The 14,838-nt window shown below is 63.5% G+C and carries 14 protein-coding genes; 12 read left to right on the top strand and 2 right to left on the bottom strand.

Annotation, left to right across the window (positions count from 1 at the left end):
* Nucleotides 1-2: 2 nt before the first annotated feature.
* From CFE47_RS25635 to CFE47_RS25610, 6 genes are all read left to right on the top strand, one after another.
* Nucleotides 3-1,367, top strand: a complete 1,365-nt coding sequence (locus CFE47_RS25635) for an MmgE/PrpD family protein (protein ID WP_286841319.1) — start codon at nucleotides 3-5, stop codon at nucleotides 1,365-1,367.
* Complete coding sequence (locus CFE47_RS25630) at nucleotides 1,364-2,575, top strand: dipeptidase (protein WP_286841318.1); 1,212 nt, start codon at nucleotides 1,364-1,366, stop codon at nucleotides 2,573-2,575. The genes CFE47_RS25635 and CFE47_RS25630 overlap by 4 nt, the downstream gene beginning before the upstream one ends.
* A 41-nt stretch (nucleotides 2,576-2,616) precedes the next feature.
* The gene (locus tag CFE47_RS25625; protein ID WP_286841316.1) at nucleotides 2,617-3,348 is read left to right on the top strand and encodes a response regulator transcription factor; all 732 of its coding nucleotides are present in this window, start codon (nucleotides 2,617-2,619) and stop codon (nucleotides 3,346-3,348) included.
* Nucleotides 3,348-4,691 (top strand): HAMP domain-containing sensor histidine kinase, encoded by a 1,344-nt coding sequence (locus CFE47_RS25620; protein ID WP_286841314.1) that lies wholly within the window; start codon nucleotides 3,348-3,350, stop codon nucleotides 4,689-4,691. Before CFE47_RS25625 ends, CFE47_RS25620 begins: the two co-directional genes overlap by 1 nt.
* 97 nt (nucleotides 4,692-4,788) lie before the next feature.
* Nucleotides 4,789-7,011 (top strand): TonB-dependent siderophore receptor, encoded by a 2,223-nt coding sequence (locus CFE47_RS25615; RefSeq protein ID WP_286841312.1) that lies wholly within the window; start codon nucleotides 4,789-4,791, stop codon nucleotides 7,009-7,011.
* Complete coding sequence (locus CFE47_RS25610) at nucleotides 7,011-7,880, top strand: alpha/beta hydrolase (protein WP_286841310.1); 870 nt, start codon at nucleotides 7,011-7,013, stop codon at nucleotides 7,878-7,880. Before CFE47_RS25615 ends, CFE47_RS25610 begins: the two co-directional genes overlap by 1 nt.
* Nucleotides 7,881-8,009: 129 nt before the next feature.
* Here the strand turns inward: CFE47_RS25610 and CFE47_RS25605 are convergent, their stop codons facing one another.
* Entirely contained in the window at nucleotides 8,010-9,188 is a 1,179-nt protein-coding gene (locus CFE47_RS25605; RefSeq protein WP_286841308.1) for a DUF1835 domain-containing protein, read from the bottom strand.
* 173 nt (nucleotides 9,189-9,361) lie between these two features.
* On the opposite strand from CFE47_RS25605, the gene CFE47_RS25600 reads away from it, so the two are divergent.
* The 6 genes from CFE47_RS25600 to CFE47_RS25575 all read left to right on the top strand — a co-directional run bounded on the left by CFE47_RS25600 (nucleotide 9,362) and on the right by CFE47_RS25575 (nucleotide 14,406).
* The gene (locus CFE47_RS25600) at nucleotides 9,362-10,045 is read left to right on the top strand and encodes an ABC transporter ATP-binding protein (protein WP_286841306.1); all 684 of its coding nucleotides are present in this window, start codon (nucleotides 9,362-9,364) and stop codon (nucleotides 10,043-10,045) included.
* Nucleotides 10,042-10,833, top strand: coding sequence for an ABC transporter permease (locus CFE47_RS25595; RefSeq protein WP_286841304.1), 792 nt, complete (start codon nucleotides 10,042-10,044; stop codon nucleotides 10,831-10,833). Before CFE47_RS25600 ends, CFE47_RS25595 begins: the two co-directional genes overlap by 4 nt.
* 104 nt (nucleotides 10,834-10,937) lie before the next feature.
* Nucleotides 10,938-11,552: a glutathione S-transferase family protein gene (locus CFE47_RS25590; protein WP_286841303.1), complete on the top strand. Its 615-nt coding sequence runs from the start codon at nucleotides 10,938-10,940 to the stop codon at nucleotides 11,550-11,552.
* Nucleotides 11,553-11,592: 40 nt separating this feature from the next.
* Nucleotides 11,593-12,513, top strand: coding sequence for a LysR family transcriptional regulator (locus CFE47_RS25585; RefSeq protein WP_286841300.1), 921 nt, complete (start codon nucleotides 11,593-11,595; stop codon nucleotides 12,511-12,513).
* Nucleotides 12,513-13,397, top strand: coding sequence for a LysR family transcriptional regulator (locus CFE47_RS25580; RefSeq protein WP_286841298.1), 885 nt, complete (start codon nucleotides 12,513-12,515; stop codon nucleotides 13,395-13,397). Before CFE47_RS25585 ends, CFE47_RS25580 begins: the two co-directional genes overlap by 1 nt.
* Nucleotides 13,398-13,476: 79 nt before the next feature.
* On the top strand, nucleotides 13,477-14,406 hold the full coding sequence (locus CFE47_RS25575) for a pyridoxamine 5'-phosphate oxidase family protein (RefSeq protein ID WP_286841296.1): 930 nt from the start codon (nucleotides 13,477-13,479) through the stop codon (nucleotides 14,404-14,406).
* On the opposite strand, the gene CFE47_RS25570 is transcribed toward CFE47_RS25575, so the two are convergent.
* Entirely contained in the window at nucleotides 14,403-14,804 is a 402-nt protein-coding gene (locus tag CFE47_RS25570; protein ID WP_286841294.1) for a RidA family protein, read from the bottom strand. The two genes, CFE47_RS25575 and CFE47_RS25570, sit on opposite strands and share 4 nt — an antisense overlap.
* Nucleotides 14,805-14,838 lie beyond the last annotated feature (34 nt).

Raw genomic sequence — 14,838 nt, 5'->3', positions numbered from 1 at the left:
CCGTGGTAACGACGATAGACCGGCAGTGGGTCGCACGACATCTGCTATTGCTTGAAGCGCCTATCCCAGAAGCAGTTTCCAGCGCCCTCGGGCGTTTGCTCGCCGACACCGTGGCAATCGCCGCGTATGCCCGTCGCCATCAGGTGGGCGGCACGCAAATGGACAGCACCCTGGCGCAGCCCGCCAGCCCCGGCTGTTCGGTGTGGGGCGCCAGCTTGCGCACCGACCCGGCTCGCGCCGCACTGCTCAACGGCACCGCCGCCGAAGCCCTGGACTTTCAGGAAGTGTTGATCAACCCGCGCAACAATGGCCACGCCGCCGTGGTGATCATCCCCGCGATCCTGGCATTGGCTGAGCACCATGGCGTGGTGGGTGAGCGCTTGCTGCGGGCGCTGTGGATCGCCTTTGCAGCGAATATTTCCCTGGCCGAAGCCCTCGGGCGTGGCCATCGCAGTGCGCAGGCAGGGTTTCGCACCACCTCGTTGATTGCACCGGTGGCGGCAGCGTTGGGGTGTTCGGCGTTGCTTGATGATGACCTGGACCGGGTGTGCCACGGCACGGCGATTGCCGCCAGTTCGTTGAGTGCCGGGTTGCTGTCGGCGTTGTCGCCCAAGGTCGGCAGTTACAGCCAGGACAAGGATTTAGCCGTCGGTTTCTCGGCCCAGCATGCGGTGCAATCGGTGTTGCTGGCTCAGGCCGGTGCGACCGGGCCAAGCGCATTCTTGACCGGCGAACACGGCTGGCTAGCGAGCTTCGGGTTTGACACGGCGCAGGTGGATTTCCTTTCGGGCAACCCGCTGACGAAGAGCCTCGACAGCTTTGCGATCAAACCGTACCCCGCGTGTTTTGGCTGCCAGACCGCGATCCGCCTGGCGTTGGAGCTGCGCCAGCAGGTGCCGGCGGGGCAGGTGGTGAGTATTGTGGTGCAGGTCAATGGCGGCAGTGCGCGGTCGCTGTCCACACGGGTGATCGAGAATGACCTGGCCGCGCGCTTCAGCCTGCCGTATGTGGTGGCCAGCGCTTTTGTGCGTGGCCGCGCGGCGCTGGAAGACTTTGAGGGTGAGGCACTGGTGGATGAGTCGGTGTTGGCGTTCATGTCGCGCGTGCATATCCAGGCGAGCGCCGAGATGGACCAGCAACAGGCGCGCAGCGGTGGTTTTCCGGCGGCTCTCAGGGTGCACGCGTTGACCGGCGAAGTGGTCGAGCTTGCGTATGACGGGCCGTATGCAGCACTGGACCGTGGCGGCCGCGACGGTTTGTTGCAGGGCAAATTGCAGGCGCTGTGCGACGCGCCGTTGCTGGCGCGTTTGCAGGCGGTGCTGGATGCGCCGTCGCACGCCGAGCGACTGTTCGGGGTTGGCGCGTGAAGCGGCTGGCGCTGTTACTGAGCTTGGCAATCACCGGCGCACACGCCGACTCCCGAGCGCTGCATGACCGCTTGCTGGTGCTCGACAGCCATATGGACACGCCTCGGCAATTGTCTCGTCCCGGTTGGAGCATTTTGCAGCGCCATGGCCCGGAGGATTTGTCCCAGGTCGACCTGCCGCGCATGCGCGAAGGCGGTCTCGACGGAGGCTTCTGGGCGGTCTACACGCCCCAGGGCAGCCTTGATGAGGCCGGGATGGCGCGGGCCAGCGACCAGGGGCTGGCAACCCTGGCGCGCATTCGCGACATGGTGGCGCGTAACCCGGACGATTTTGCCCTGGCGCTGACACCGGACGACGCGCCGCGTATCGCCGCCGAGGGCAAGCGCGTGGTGTATATCAGTATGGAAAACGCCGAGCCCTTGGCGTCTGATCCACGCCTGCTGAACACTTATCAGCGCCAGGGTTTGCGCATGCTCGGCCTGGTGCACAGTGCCAATAACCATGTGGCGGATTCGGCCACGGCGATTCCCCAATGGCATGGCTTGAGCCCGGTGGGGCGCGAGCTGGTGCAGCGCGCCAATTGCCTGGGCGTGCTGCTGGATGCGTCCCATGCGTCCGACCAGGTGTTTGACCAACTGCTCGCCCAGTCCCGTGCGCCGATCATCGTCTCCCATTCCAGCAGCCGGGCGATCAACCCGCACCCGCGCAACCTGGACGACGCACGCATGCGCCGCCTGGCCGAGAGCGGCGGGGTGATTCAGGTCAACACCTATGGCGGTTACCTGATCCCCCAGCCGCCCAATCCGCAGCGCGACAAGGCACTCAAGCCGCTGTTCGAACGTTTGCGCCTGATGCCCGCGCTGCAACCGGCGGCGTTTGCCGAGTTGTCGGCGCAGATCCGCGAGGTGCAGCAGCGTTACCCGAGCCCCCAGGCGACGTTCGCCGACTTTATGCGGCACCTGCTGCATACGCTGGAGCAAGTCGGGCCGTTGCACGTGGGCATCGGCGCGGACTGGGACGGCGGCGGCGGGGTGCAAGGGCTGGAGGATGTCAGCCAGTTGCCGAAGATCACCGAGGCGTTGGTGCAGGCCGGGTACAGCGAGGCGGATATCGGCCATATCTGGAGCGGCAACCTGCTGCGCGTGCTGGGCGCGGCGCAGGCGCGCGGGCGGCAGTTGCAGGCTGAGGGGCAGTGCAGCGAAGAGTGAAGATTGCGAAATGTTTCGTCGAATGCGAAACTGATGTAATTGTGAATACTTATCATCTAGCTGCATCCTCATCGCCCAGCCCGCGCATTCTCATCATCGAGGATGACGTGGAACTGTGCACGCACCTGAGCAATCACTTGAGCCGGCGTGGGTTCAGCCTCAATAGCAGCCATCGCGGCGACCAGGGGCTGGACATGGCGCTGCATTCGCCGGTGGAGCTGATCCTGCTGGACATCATGCTGCCCAACGAAAGTGGGCTGGCCATCCTCTCGCGCCTGCGCCATGAGCGCGGCACGCCGGTGATATTGATGTCGGCCCTGGGCGCCGAGCAGGACCGCATCACCGGGTTCAGCCAGGGCGCCGATGACTACTTGCCCAAGCCGTTCAGCCTGGCGGAACTGGATGTGCGCATCGACGCCTTGCTGCGCCGCGTGGCGATAGATTGCGGCACGCGCACGCCGCCGTTGGCTGCGCGTGCTTCGGCATTGGCCTTCGACAGCCAGGCGCGGGACGTGCGTTTCAACGGCGTCGCTGCCGGGCTCACCTCCTCGGAATTCCGCCTGCTGTGCACGCTCCACGAACACGCCGGAGAGGCGCTGACCAAGGCGTTCCTTTATCAACACGTGTTGCATCGGCCCTATACCCGGCTGGACCGTGGCCTGGATGTGCACGTGTGCAACCTGCGGCGCAAACTCGCGGCCATCGACGTGCAGGGCATCCGCATCGACGCGGTGCGACATCAGGGCTACGTGCTGATGGGCGACGGCGCCTGATGCAGCGTCGACACCCGCTGCTGTGGAAGATGGCGGTGCTGCAAGTGTGCTTCTGCCTGCTGCTGGTGTGGCTGGTATGGGGTTGGGGCTTGCAGGTGGAGCGCAACACCTACTTTTTGGAGCAGCCCGACCGCATCGCATTGGCCGCCTATGCCGCTGAGGCCGAACAGGTCGTGGCCAGCGGTGATGCGCAAGCGGTGGAGCGCTGGCGATTGGCGCTGGAGCAGCGCGAACACACCTGGGTAGCGGTGCTCGATGACTACTTGCAGAGTCTGGGCACCACACCGCTGGATGCCGAACAGGTCAGCCATCTGACGTTCATGCGCAAGCTCAGTTGGCCGATGAGCAAACGCCTGGATGACGCGTTGCCGTATGTCAGCATTGCGTTTCCCGAGCATCCGGAGCGTGGACGGCTGGTGATGCAATTGCCCGAGCGCCTGTTGCCGCCAGGGCTTACGCCCTGGACGCATGTGTTCACCCACGGCGTGGTGCCGGTGTTATTGGCGCTGGGCTTGGGCTTGGTGCTGTACCGGCATTTGGTGCAGCCGTTGAATGAATTGCGTCAGCGCGCCAACGCATTGAGTGCCGGCGACCTGGCGCCGCTGGCCAGTAGCAGCGTGACCCGCCGCCCGGATGAATTGGGCGAACTGGCCCGTGCGTACGAGCACATGGCCGAGCGCTTGCGTCAGAACCTGCACCAACAGCGGCAGTTGCTGCGTACCTTGTCCCATGAAATCCGCACGCCCCTGGCCCGCCTGACCATCGCCAGCGAAAGCGGCCTGCCGCCCGAGCAACTGCAGCAACGCCTGGCGCGGGAAGTGGAAGAAATGCGCCGGCTGGTGGACGACTCCCTCAACCTGGCTTGGCTCGACACCGAAAAACCGCGCCTGCAAGCCGAAGACGTGGTGGTGGCCTCGGTGTGGGAAGCGCTGGTGCAGGACGCGCATTTCGAAACCGGCTGGCCGTTGGACGCGTTGGTGTGCGAACTGGACAGCCGCTGCCAACTGCACGTGCACCTCAACAGCTTTGCCCAGGCCCTGGAAAATATCCTGCGCAACGCTATCCGCCATTCGCCTGAACAGGGTGTGGTCCGCCTCAGCGGCTGGCGCGAAGGGGACAGTTGGTGGCTGGTGATCGAAGACCAGGGCCCCGGCGTTGCAGCCGCTGATCTTGAACGCATCTTCGAAGCTTACTTGCGCCTGGACGGCACCGTGGGCACGGGGTTTGGCCTGGGCTTGAGCATTGCGCGGCGCGCCATCGAACTGCAGGGCGGCGAGTTGTGGGCTACCCAGGGCAGTCAGGGGTTGCGGATGAACCTGCGTCTGCCGGCGGCAAATGTTTAGAAAGTTAAGTTTCTTTACTCGCAATTGCATCTGATTATCATCTGCGATCTTTGATGGCCCGCCGCTATCGGTCGGGTTGACGTTTGGAGATCGCCCCATGTTCCGCTTGTCCTTGCTTGCCGTGAGTATTTGCAGTGTGTTGCCCATCGTCGGTTTCGCCGCCGACGCCGAAGCACCCGCGCAGATGGAGCTGCCGACCCAGACCGTATTGGGCACCGCTGAGGAAGAGATCAAGCAGATGCCCGGCGTGTCGATCATCACGGCCGACGACATCAAGAAGCGCCCGCCGGCCAACGACCTGTCGGAGATCATCCGCACCATGCCAGGGGTGAACCTCACCGGTAACTCCAGCAGCGGCCAGCGCGGCAACAACCGCCAGATCGACATCCGTGGCATGGGCCCGGAAAACACCTTGATCCTGGTGGACGGCAAGCCGGTCAGCAGCCGTAACTCCGTGCGCTACGGCTGGCGCGGCGAGCGTGACAGCCGTGGCGACACCAACTGGGTGCCGGCCGATCAAGTGGAGCGCATTGAAGTCATCCGTGGCCCGGCGGCAGCCCGTTACGGCAACGGCGCGGCGGGCGGCGTGGTGAATATCATCACCAAGCAGCCCGGCACCGAGACCCACGGCTCGGCGACGATTTACCACAACTTCGCCCAGCACAAAGAGGAAGGCGAAACCGAGCGCATGAACTTCGGCCTCAACGGCCCGATCACCGACACCCTCAGCTACCGCGTATACGGCAACATCGCCAAGACAGATGCCGACGATGCCGACATCAACAGCGGCCATGAATCGACCCGCTACGGCAACCAGATCGGCACGCTGCCGGCGGGGCGCGAAGGCGTGCGCAACAAGGACGTCAACGGTTTGCTCAGCTGGAAAATGACCCCTGAGCAAACCCTCGACCTGGAGGCCGGTTTCAGCCGCCAGGGCAACATCTACACCGGCGATACCCAGAACACCAACACCAACGCCAGCGTAAAAAGCATGCTCGGCCACGAGACCAATATCCTGTACCGCGAACATTACGCCGTGACCCACCGTGGCGAATGGGATTTCGGCAGCAGCCTGGCCTACCTGCAATACGAAAAGACCCGCAATAGCCGCATCAACGAAGGGCTGGCGGGCGGAACCGAAGGCATCTTCGCCAACACGGACTTCTACACCACCACGCTGCGCGACCTGACCGCCCATGGCGAGGTCAGCTTGCCGCTGCATGCCGGTGTCGACCAGGTGCTGACCCTGGGCACCGAGTGGGTTGAGTCCAAGCTCGACGACCCCAGCGCCAACACGCAAACCACCACTGCCGGTGGCAGCGTCGCCGGGCTGACTAGCACCAATCGCAGCAGCACCTCGTCGGCGCGGATCTTCTCTGTGTTCGCCGAAGACAACATCGAACTGCGCCCTGGCACCCGCCTCACCCCAGGCCTGCGCCTGGACCACCACGACATCGTCGGCGACAACTGGAGCCCCTCGCTCAACCTGTCCCAGGTACTCACCGACACCCTGACCTTGAAGGCCGGTATCGCCCGTTCGTACAAGGCGCCGAACCTCTACCAGCTCAACCCCAATTACCTGTTGTATAGCAACGGCCAGGGTTGCTACGGGTCGACCAAGAGCTGCTACCTGCAAGGCAACGCCGACCTTGAAGCCGAGACCAGCGTCAACAAGGAGCTGGGCATCGAGTACCGCAACAACGGTGTGGTTGCGGGCCTGACGTACTTTCGCAACGACTACAAGAACAAGATCGAGTCCGGCCTGACCCCAGTCGGTACAGCCACCGGTGGCACCGGCTCCACCGCCAACGCCAACGTGTTCCAGTGGGAAAACGTACCCAAGGCACTTGTGGAGGGGCTGGAAGGTAACTTGACCTTGCCGTTGGGCGAGCAAGTGACCTGGACCAATAACTTCACCTACATGCTGCAATCGAAAAACAAGCAAACCGGTGATGTGCTTTCGGTAACGCCCAAGTACACCCTCAACTCCATGCTGGACTGGCAGGCCACCCAGGACCTGTCCCTGCAAGCGAACGTGGCTTGGTACGGCAAGCAGACCCCGAAAAAATACGACTACCACGGCTACCGCGTGACAGGCTCCAGCAACAACCAACTGTCGCCATATGCCATCGCGGGTGTCAGCGGGACTTATGCCATCACCAAAAACCTCAGCCTCACCGCTGGCGTGGATAACGTGTTCGACAAACGCCTGTGGCGCGAAGGCAACGCCCAGGGCGTGACCAACATCGACGGTGCGGGCGCGGCCACCTACAACCAGTCTGGCCGGACCTTGTTCACCAGCCTGACGGCGTCGTTCTGATGCGCCGGGCGATGGTTCTCGCGCTGCTGTTTACCCAGTGTGCGCTGGCCAAACCGGCACCGGACCAGTTGATGGATGCCCCGGTGTTGCGCGAGGCCAGCGACTACCGCTTCAGCACCCTGGAACTGGACTCTGCCGACGGCGCGCGACACTACCGCATCTGGCTGGGCCGTCCGCTCAAGGTCAGCGCGGCCAACCCGGTGGCCTACTTGCTGGACGGCAATGCGGCCATGGCGGCGCTCGACACCGAGCTGCTCAACCGCCTGTCCCACAGCCCCACGCCACCGGTGTTGGTGGCGGTGGGTTATGCCACGCCACTGCGCATCGAACGTAATGCACGCACCTTCGACTACACGCCGCAAGTGGGCGAGGGCGCGCAACGCGATCCGTTGACCGACGTGCCCAGTGGTGGGGCGGAGCAGTTCCTCGATTTGCTGACCCAGCAAATCCGCCCGCTGATAAACCAGCGCCTGGAGGAAAAACCCAAGCGGCAACTGTTGTGGGGGCATTCCTACGGTGGGTTGCTGGTGCTGTATACGCTGATGACCCGGCCGGATGCGTTTGATGAATACGCGGCGGCGAGTCCGTCGTTGTGGTGGAACGGTGGGGTGATTCATGCCGAAGGATTGGCGCAGCGCCTTGCTGGAAAACATCGTGCGTTGTTGATGATGCGCGGCGATGAGGAACCGGCGAGCCCTTCGATGCAGGTCGGGCCAAAAGGCGACGGCGCGGCGAAGAGGCTGCTGGCAGATTTGCAGCAAGTGCAGGGCTTGAAAGTGCGCTACCAGACATTCCCCGGCCTGAGCCACGGACCAATGTTGCCAGCCTCTTTGCGCTACACCCTGGAACACCTCAGCCAGCCCTTGTAGTGAGCGGGCTCGTCCCGCGCTGGGGGGCGAAGCCGCCCCAATCAGGGCGCCTCGGTGTCTCAGAAAGACCGAGGTGCCTGGGTTTAGGGCGGCTTCGCCCCCCAGCGCGGGGCAAGCCCGCTCACTACATTAGGCTAGGCGCCAGAGGGGGCGCAGGTCTTCGTCAATCGTCCAGTGCGGTTGGCCGGGGGTGATTCGGGTACCCCCCACCCACCGCTCATGGCTGGCATGCTCCAGCCAATACGCTTGCCCCTCGAGTACCGCCCGGCCCAACTCCGTCAGCGCCAACCCCGCGTCCGTCTCCGCCAGCAACGGCGCCTCACCATCGATCAATGGCCGTAGCAGCGCAAAGAACATCATGTCCCCCAGAAACGGCAGCGGCTCACGCTTGGCCATCAACTCGGCAAACACCCGCCCCGCAGGTTTTGGTCCCGCCTCGGCCAGGTAGGTGAGTACCAGCCGCCCGGTCAGCGACAGCCCATCCTGCGCCCCAGGCAGTTCCTGCAACTGGCGCAGCAACGCAGGCGCCAAAAAGGGCAGGGCAGGATGTGTAGCGTGGGCCAGTTGCGCCCATTTGAGCGGCGCGCTGTCGCAGTACGCCGACCACGCCTGCTCTGCCAGTTGCACGGCGGCGTCATCGATCAGGCGGCGTTGTGGCCACAGCCAGGCGAGTACATCCGGCGCCAGTTGGCCGATGCCGATAAAGCGTTGCACGCCGGGGATACGGTCTACTTCGATCAGCTCCAGCCTCTGCGGCGCGCGCTCCAGGCCTGCCAATGCGCGGATCAGGAACAGTTGGTCATAGGCGTCGGCTTCGCACCACAACACGCTGTGTTCGGCGCTGGCCAGGGCTTGCAGGTGGGTGTATTCGTCGGCCAGCCGGCGAGCGGCATCGTCTTTGTCCAGGGTAAATGCCTGGCTGATGAAAGCGCTGCGCAGGGCCTGGTATTCCTCACTGGGCAGGTTGCGTACCGGGCCCATGCACAAGGGGTCGGTGAGCATGCGGAACTGGCCTTTGAAACCGGCCAGTTGCAGGCTGTGGGCGATGTCATTGCCGCAGCGCCAGTGGGTGGTGCGGGCTTCATCGCAGGCTGCGAAGTCGGGATGGCGGGCGGCGAAGTCGATGGCATCGACATGCGCCTTGAGCTTGGGCCAACTGCTGAACCCCAATTGCTTGGCGATTTCCCATTGGGCCTGGGACAACGTGGCGTTGGGGTTTTCGGCTTTGAGGCGCGGCAACAGTTCCTTGGCGCGCTTGCGCTGCTGCTCAAGGTTGAGGCGGCCGTCGGTGTTGAAGACTTGGGACATACGAGCTCCTGATGTAAACCTTGTCCGCTTTAAGGTTGGGAGTCGTAGAAAAATGAGGGTGTTGCAGTGTCCTGGGCGCAGCCCTTTCCGCGGAAGGTGGCGTAGAAGGCGCCAGGCGGCGAATATAGGCAGTGAAATATTTTATTGCAAGTTGTTCACCGAGTAGTGAGTTCATGACTAAGACCCCGTTAATTCAAACCCGCGCCCTCACGCGCATGGACGAGCGCCGCCAGGTGCCCTTGCTCCAACCCACCGATTTCACCTTGAACGCTGCTGACCGCGTGTCCATTACCGGCTCGTCGGGGTCTGGCAAAAGTGTGTTCCTGCGCGCCCTGGCCCTGCTGGATGCGCCCAGTTCCGGGCAAATCCTGTGGAATGGCCAGCCGATCAGCAACGCGCAAATCCCCCACTACCGCTGCCATGTCAGCTATTTGTCCCAACGCCCGGCGTTGATCGAAGGCACGGTGGAAGACAACCTGCGTTTTCCGTTCAGCCTCAAAACGTCACGCAACCGCAGTTTCGACCTTGCAGCGGTCACCACGCTGCTGGGCCACGCTGGCAAGGCGCCGGACTTCCTGGCAAAAAGCGCTGCGGATTTATCGGGCGGAGAATCCCAGGTGGTCTCGCTGATCCGTACCCTGCAACTCAATCCCGAGGTGCTGCTGCTGGACGAGCCTACCGCCGCCCTCGACCCCACCTCATCGCGCGAAGTGGAAGCGCTGATCGACGCCTGGTTTGCCGCCGATAAGTCCCGCGCCTGCATTTGGGTGTCCCACGACCTCGACCAGGCCCAGCGCATGAGCAACCTCCACCTGCACATGAGCGCCGGTGTATTGAGCGGGGCGGCCCAGCCATGAACTACCAAAACCTCACGGCCCTGGACATGGGCATCGCCGCCTCGCTGATCCTGATCAACGGTGCGCTGTCATTACTGCTGCGCCTGGGCCTGGGTCGCCAGTTGCTGTGGGCGGCAGTGCGCACCGTGGTACAGCTGTTGGCCATCGGTTACCTGTTGGGCTGGGTGTTTGAGTTCGCCTACTGGTACGTGGTGCTGCCGTTGATGTGCGCCATGACGTTGATCGCCGGCATCTCCGCAGCCGGGCGCGGGCGGCGCACGTACAAGGGGCAGCGGGTCGACAGTATCGTTTCGGTGTGGGGCAGCTCGTGGCTGGTGACGGCGGTGGGCCTGTTTGCGGTGATCCGCATTCATCCCTGGTACGAGCCACAGTACGCCATTCCGATCCTGGGGATGATCCTGGGCAACACCCTCACCGGCGTATCCCTGGGCATCGAACGCATGACCCAGGAACTGACCTCGGGGCGCAATACCATCGAAATGATCCTGGCCCTCGGCGGCTCACGCTGGGAAGCGGCCCAGGAAGCAATCCGCCAGGCCGTGCGTGCGGGCATGATCCCGACGCTGAACCAGATGACCGTGGTGGGCATTGTCAGCCTGCCCGGCATGATGACCGGCCAGGTGCTGGCGGGGGAGAGCCCGGTGGATGCGGTGCGGTATCAGATCGTGATCATGTTTTTGATTGCCGCGTCGTCGGCGTTGGGCACGGTGGGGGCGGTGTTGTTGACGTATCGGCGGTTGTTTTCCGTCAGCCACCGGTTTTTGCGCGAACGCCTGGAGGAGCGGTGATTGTTTCATCCGCTGAAATGCTGGATTGTAATTCCAGGTGATTCCAACGATCAGGTCAGCGGTAGAACATGCTTGGCGTCGATCACCCACCTTTGGAGCCTTTCATGTCCCAGCCCGCGATCAAACTCTACGGTTTCCCGTTATCCGGCCATTCCCACCGGGTGTCGCTGATGTTGTCCCTGCTGGGTCTGCCCACGGAGTTCATCCTGGTGGACCTCAAGCAGGGCGCCCAAAAGGCCCCGGATTTCATCGCCACAGTCAACAGCTTTGGCCAGGTCCCGGCAATTGATGACGACGGCGTGGTACTGGCCGACTCCAACGCGATCCTGGTGTACCTCGCCAACAAGTACGGCAAGGGCCTTTGGTTGCCGGCTGATCCAGTTGGGCAGGCTCGCGTGCAGCGCTGGCTGTCGGCGGCTGCGGGGCAATTGCACGCAGGCCCGGCCACTGCGCGTCTGGCGGTGGTGTTTGGGGCTGATGTGGATACCGTCACCGCCATCAACCGCAGCCATGCGCTGTTGAACCTGGTGGAACAGCAACTGACGGCGAGCCGCTTCCTGGCCGGCGAGCAACCGACCATCGCCGATATCGCCTTCTATACCTATGTGGCCCACGCGCCGGAAGGCAATGTGTCGCTGGCCGACTACCCTCAGGTGCGTGCGTGGCTTGCCAGCATCGAAGCGTTGCCGGGGTTCGTGGGTATGCCGCGTACCGAGTGATATGAGTTTTTGGGGTGAGTAAGCAACAAAAGGGCTCGCGATGGACCGATTTCATGAAATGCAGGTGTTCCTCGCGGTGGCCGAGGAGGAGGGGTTTGCCGCCGCCGCGCGCCGCCTTAAAACCTCGCCGCCGAGCGTGACCCGAGCCATCGCCGCCATGGAAGAACGCATCGGCACCCAGCTATTGTCGCGCACCACTCGCAGCCTGCACCTCACCGAAGCCGGCCAGCGGTACCTGGAGGATTGCCGGCGCATCCTCGCCGAATTGGATGAGGCCGAGGAAGCGGCGGCGGGCAGTTACTCCATCCCCTGCGGCCACCTCACCGTGACCGCGCCGGTACTGTTTGGCGAGCTGTATGTGGCGCCGGTGCTGGGGGAGTACCTGGACCGTTTTCCCTTGGTGAATATCAATGCCTTGCTGGTCGACCGCGTGGTCAACATCATCGACGAAGGCGTCGATGTGGCCGTGCGCATCGGCCATTTGCATGAGCCGGGGCAGCAGGCGATCAAGGTGGGGGAGGTGCGGCGAGTGGTCTGCGCGTCGCCGGGTTACCTCGACCAGCACGGGCGTCCCGATCATCCCTTCCAATTGCGCGAAGCCAAGATCGCGACGTCGTCGTCCAGCCAACTGGTGAGCGAGTGGACGTTTGTGGACGCGGGCCAGCCGCTGACGGTGCCTATCGAACCGCGCCTGGTGGTGACGGCGAACAACGCCGCGATCAACCTGGCGCGCCTGGGCTGGGGGATGACACGGGTGCTGTCCTATCAGGTCGCCGCATCGGTGGCGGCGGGAGAGTTGGAAATCGTGCTGCAAGACTTTGAACCCGCGCCGTTGCCGATCCAGGTGGTGTTCCAGAAAAGCGCGCGTGTGCCGGCCAAGATCAATACCTTCGTGGACTTCCTCTCCCATCGCCTCGGCCAGGACGCCGCGCTGAACCCGGCGATGAAGCGGCGCGGCTGATGGAGCGTTATCGCGATATGCAGCTGTTCGCCGCGCTGGCCGGGCAACCAAGCCTGGCGGCAGCGGCGCGCAATGCCCAGGTGTCGGGCCCGACCCTGGTGCGCGCGGTTGCCCGGCTGGAGGCGCGGCTGCGCGTGCCGTTGCTTGAGCGCAGTACGCGAGGTGTCAGTATGACCGGCGCGGGCACCGCCTACCTGGCCGACTGCGTGCGGTTGCTGGCGGCGGTGGACGCCGCCGAAGCCTCGGCCAGGGGTTTGCATGTGCAGGCGCAGGGCAACCTGCGGGTATTCCTGCCGTTTCTATTCAGTCGTTACGTGATGGCGCCGGTATTGGCGGACTACATGGACCGCTATCCCGGGGTGCGCCTCGTCGCGCATTACCACGACTATTACCCGAACCTGCATGAAGAAGGATTGGACGTGGCGATCCTGGTCGGCGAGCTGCCCAGTTCATCGTTGATTGCGCGGCCGGTGGGGCATGTGCGGCATATCCTCTGTGCCAGCCCGAACTATCTTGCGGATCACGGCGAACCCCAGCACCCGGATGACCTCAAGCAGCATCGGCTGATTGCCAGTGCCGATCAGGTGCATTGGGCGTTCCAGGGCTATCAACTCAAGGCCCGTGCACGATTGGGCTGCGCCACGGTGCAAGGCGCCATCAACGCGGCGGTGCACGGAGCGGGGCTGATTCGTTGCCTGAGTTACCCGGTGCACGAGCACCTGCAAAGTGGGCAATTACGCCGGGTGTTAGCGACTTATGAGCTGCCGCCGATGCCAGTGCATGTGGTGTATCGCGAAGGCCGCAACGCGCCGATGCGCGTGCGCAGCTTTGTCGATCACTGCGTGACTGAGTTGCGCGAACATCCAGCATTTCAGCTGGCGTAACAGTGGATTGCCAGGTGTGGGCATTCTCTCGGTGGCGGGTAGAGCGCAGCATCGGGGCATCTTTGATGAGGTGATCGCCATGAACTCGAATGAACAGTCCCCCTGGCATGCCGGCGAACGGCACATGCAAGAAGTGGTCGGCGTGGCCGAGCGCATGGCGATGATCGGGCCCAAGGTGATCCGCGATCATCTGCCGGAACAACACCGGGATTTCTATCCGCTGTTGCCGTACCTGGTGCTCGGCGTAGTGGATGACCAAGGCACCCCATGGGCGACGATGGTGGAAGGTGCGCCGGGGTTCGCCCATTCGCCGGACCCGTATACCTTGCAGATCGACAGCCTGCCGTCCACGCGTGACCCGGCCCGCGCGGCCTTTCGCCAAGGCGCAGCGGTGGGCCTGTTGGGCATCGACCTCAACACCCGCCGCCGCAACCGCATGAATGGTCGCGTTGGCGCCCTCGATCACGAGGGTTTCTCGGTAGACGTGGTGCACACCTACGGCAACTGCCCCAAATACATCCAACTGCGGCCGGTGGACGGCATTGCGCGCAAACCCGGCAACGTGGCCGAACGCTCGACTGGCCTGGATGAAACCGCGCAAGCGATGATCCGCAATGCCGACACCTTCTTCGTCGCCAGCTACGTCGACGCGGAGGGTGAACGCTCGGTGGACGTCTCCCATCGTGGCGGCAACACAGGGTTCGTGCGGGTGGACGGCAACTTGCTGACCATTCCCGACTTTGCCGGCAACCAGTTCTTCAACACCCTCGGCAACCTGCACGCCAACCCCGTGGCGGGGCTGTTGTTCGTCGACTTTGAATCGGGGGATGTATTGCACGTTGCCGGGCGCACCGCCTTGATCCTCGACGGGCCGCAAGTAGCCGCGTTCGAGGGCGCACAACGGCTGTGGACGGTAAACGTGGAACACGTGCTCCGACGCCCGGCAGCATTGGCCTTGCGCTGGCGGTTTGCCGAATTTTCGCCATTCAGCCTGGCCATGGGCCGCTAACTACAAACCACCGCTTCTGCTTCGATTTCGATTAGCCATTCGGGCAACGACAAACCGCTGACGATGATCCACGAAGACGGCGGCGGATTGTGTGGGAAGCGCAGGCGCAAAGCCTGGGCGATCGGTTCCTGCTGGTCTCGAGCCGATTCGACGATGTACAACCGCAGCATCACCACATGCGACAGGTCACCGCCGACCTCGGCCAGGATCCGTTCGATATTGTCCAACGCGGTGGCAGTCTGGTCAGCAATGCCTTGACCAACGACGCGCTCTTGGGCATCCACCCCGACTTGACCGGAGAGCAGAATGCGTCGTCCCTCGGGTACTTCAATGGCCTGACTGAAGCCGTATTGCAGAGAGTTGAAAACCGTTGTGGGATTGATAACCTTTCTTTGCATGACGCTTCCTTGTTGTCGATGGGCCAGCAAGGCT

It is taken from the genome of Pseudomonas sp. PGPPP1, from assembly GCF_002255865.1.
GTDB classification, from domain to species: Bacteria; Pseudomonadota; Gammaproteobacteria; order Pseudomonadales; family Pseudomonadaceae; genus Aquipseudomonas; species Aquipseudomonas cremoris.
Note: the sequence above shows the minus strand (reverse complement) of the source record. Positions and strands in the feature narration are given on the sequence as shown.

Excerpts from the sequence above, each read along its gene's own strand:
- CFE47_RS25615 (WP_286841312.1), top strand. The coding sequence starts at position 4,789 with ATGTTCCGCTTGTCCTTGCTTGCCGTGAGTATTTGCAGTGTGTTGCCC.
- CFE47_RS25570 (WP_286841294.1), bottom strand. The coding sequence starts at position 14,804 with ATGCAAAGAAAGGTTATCAATCCCACAACGGTTTTCAACTCTCTGCAA.
- CFE47_RS25595 (WP_286841304.1), top strand. The coding sequence starts at position 10,042 with ATGAACTACCAAAACCTCACGGCCCTGGACATGGGCATCGCCGCCTCG.
- CFE47_RS25600 (WP_286841306.1), top strand. The coding sequence starts at position 9,362 with ATGACTAAGACCCCGTTAATTCAAACCCGCGCCCTCACGCGCATGGAC.
- CFE47_RS25610 (WP_286841310.1), top strand. The coding sequence starts at position 7,011 with ATGCGCCGGGCGATGGTTCTCGCGCTGCTGTTTACCCAGTGTGCGCTG.
- CFE47_RS25580 (WP_286841298.1), top strand. The coding sequence starts at position 12,513 with ATGGAGCGTTATCGCGATATGCAGCTGTTCGCCGCGCTGGCCGGGCAA.
- CFE47_RS25585 (WP_286841300.1), top strand. The coding sequence starts at position 11,593 with ATGGACCGATTTCATGAAATGCAGGTGTTCCTCGCGGTGGCCGAGGAG.
- CFE47_RS25620 (WP_286841314.1), top strand. The coding sequence starts at position 3,348 with ATGCAGCGTCGACACCCGCTGCTGTGGAAGATGGCGGTGCTGCAAGTG.
- CFE47_RS25590 (WP_286841303.1), top strand. The coding sequence starts at position 10,938 with ATGTCCCAGCCCGCGATCAAACTCTACGGTTTCCCGTTATCCGGCCAT.
- CFE47_RS25575 (WP_286841296.1), top strand. The coding sequence starts at position 13,477 with ATGAACTCGAATGAACAGTCCCCCTGGCATGCCGGCGAACGGCACATG.
- CFE47_RS25605 (WP_286841308.1), bottom strand. The coding sequence starts at position 9,188 with ATGTCCCAAGTCTTCAACACCGACGGCCGCCTCAACCTTGAGCAGCAG.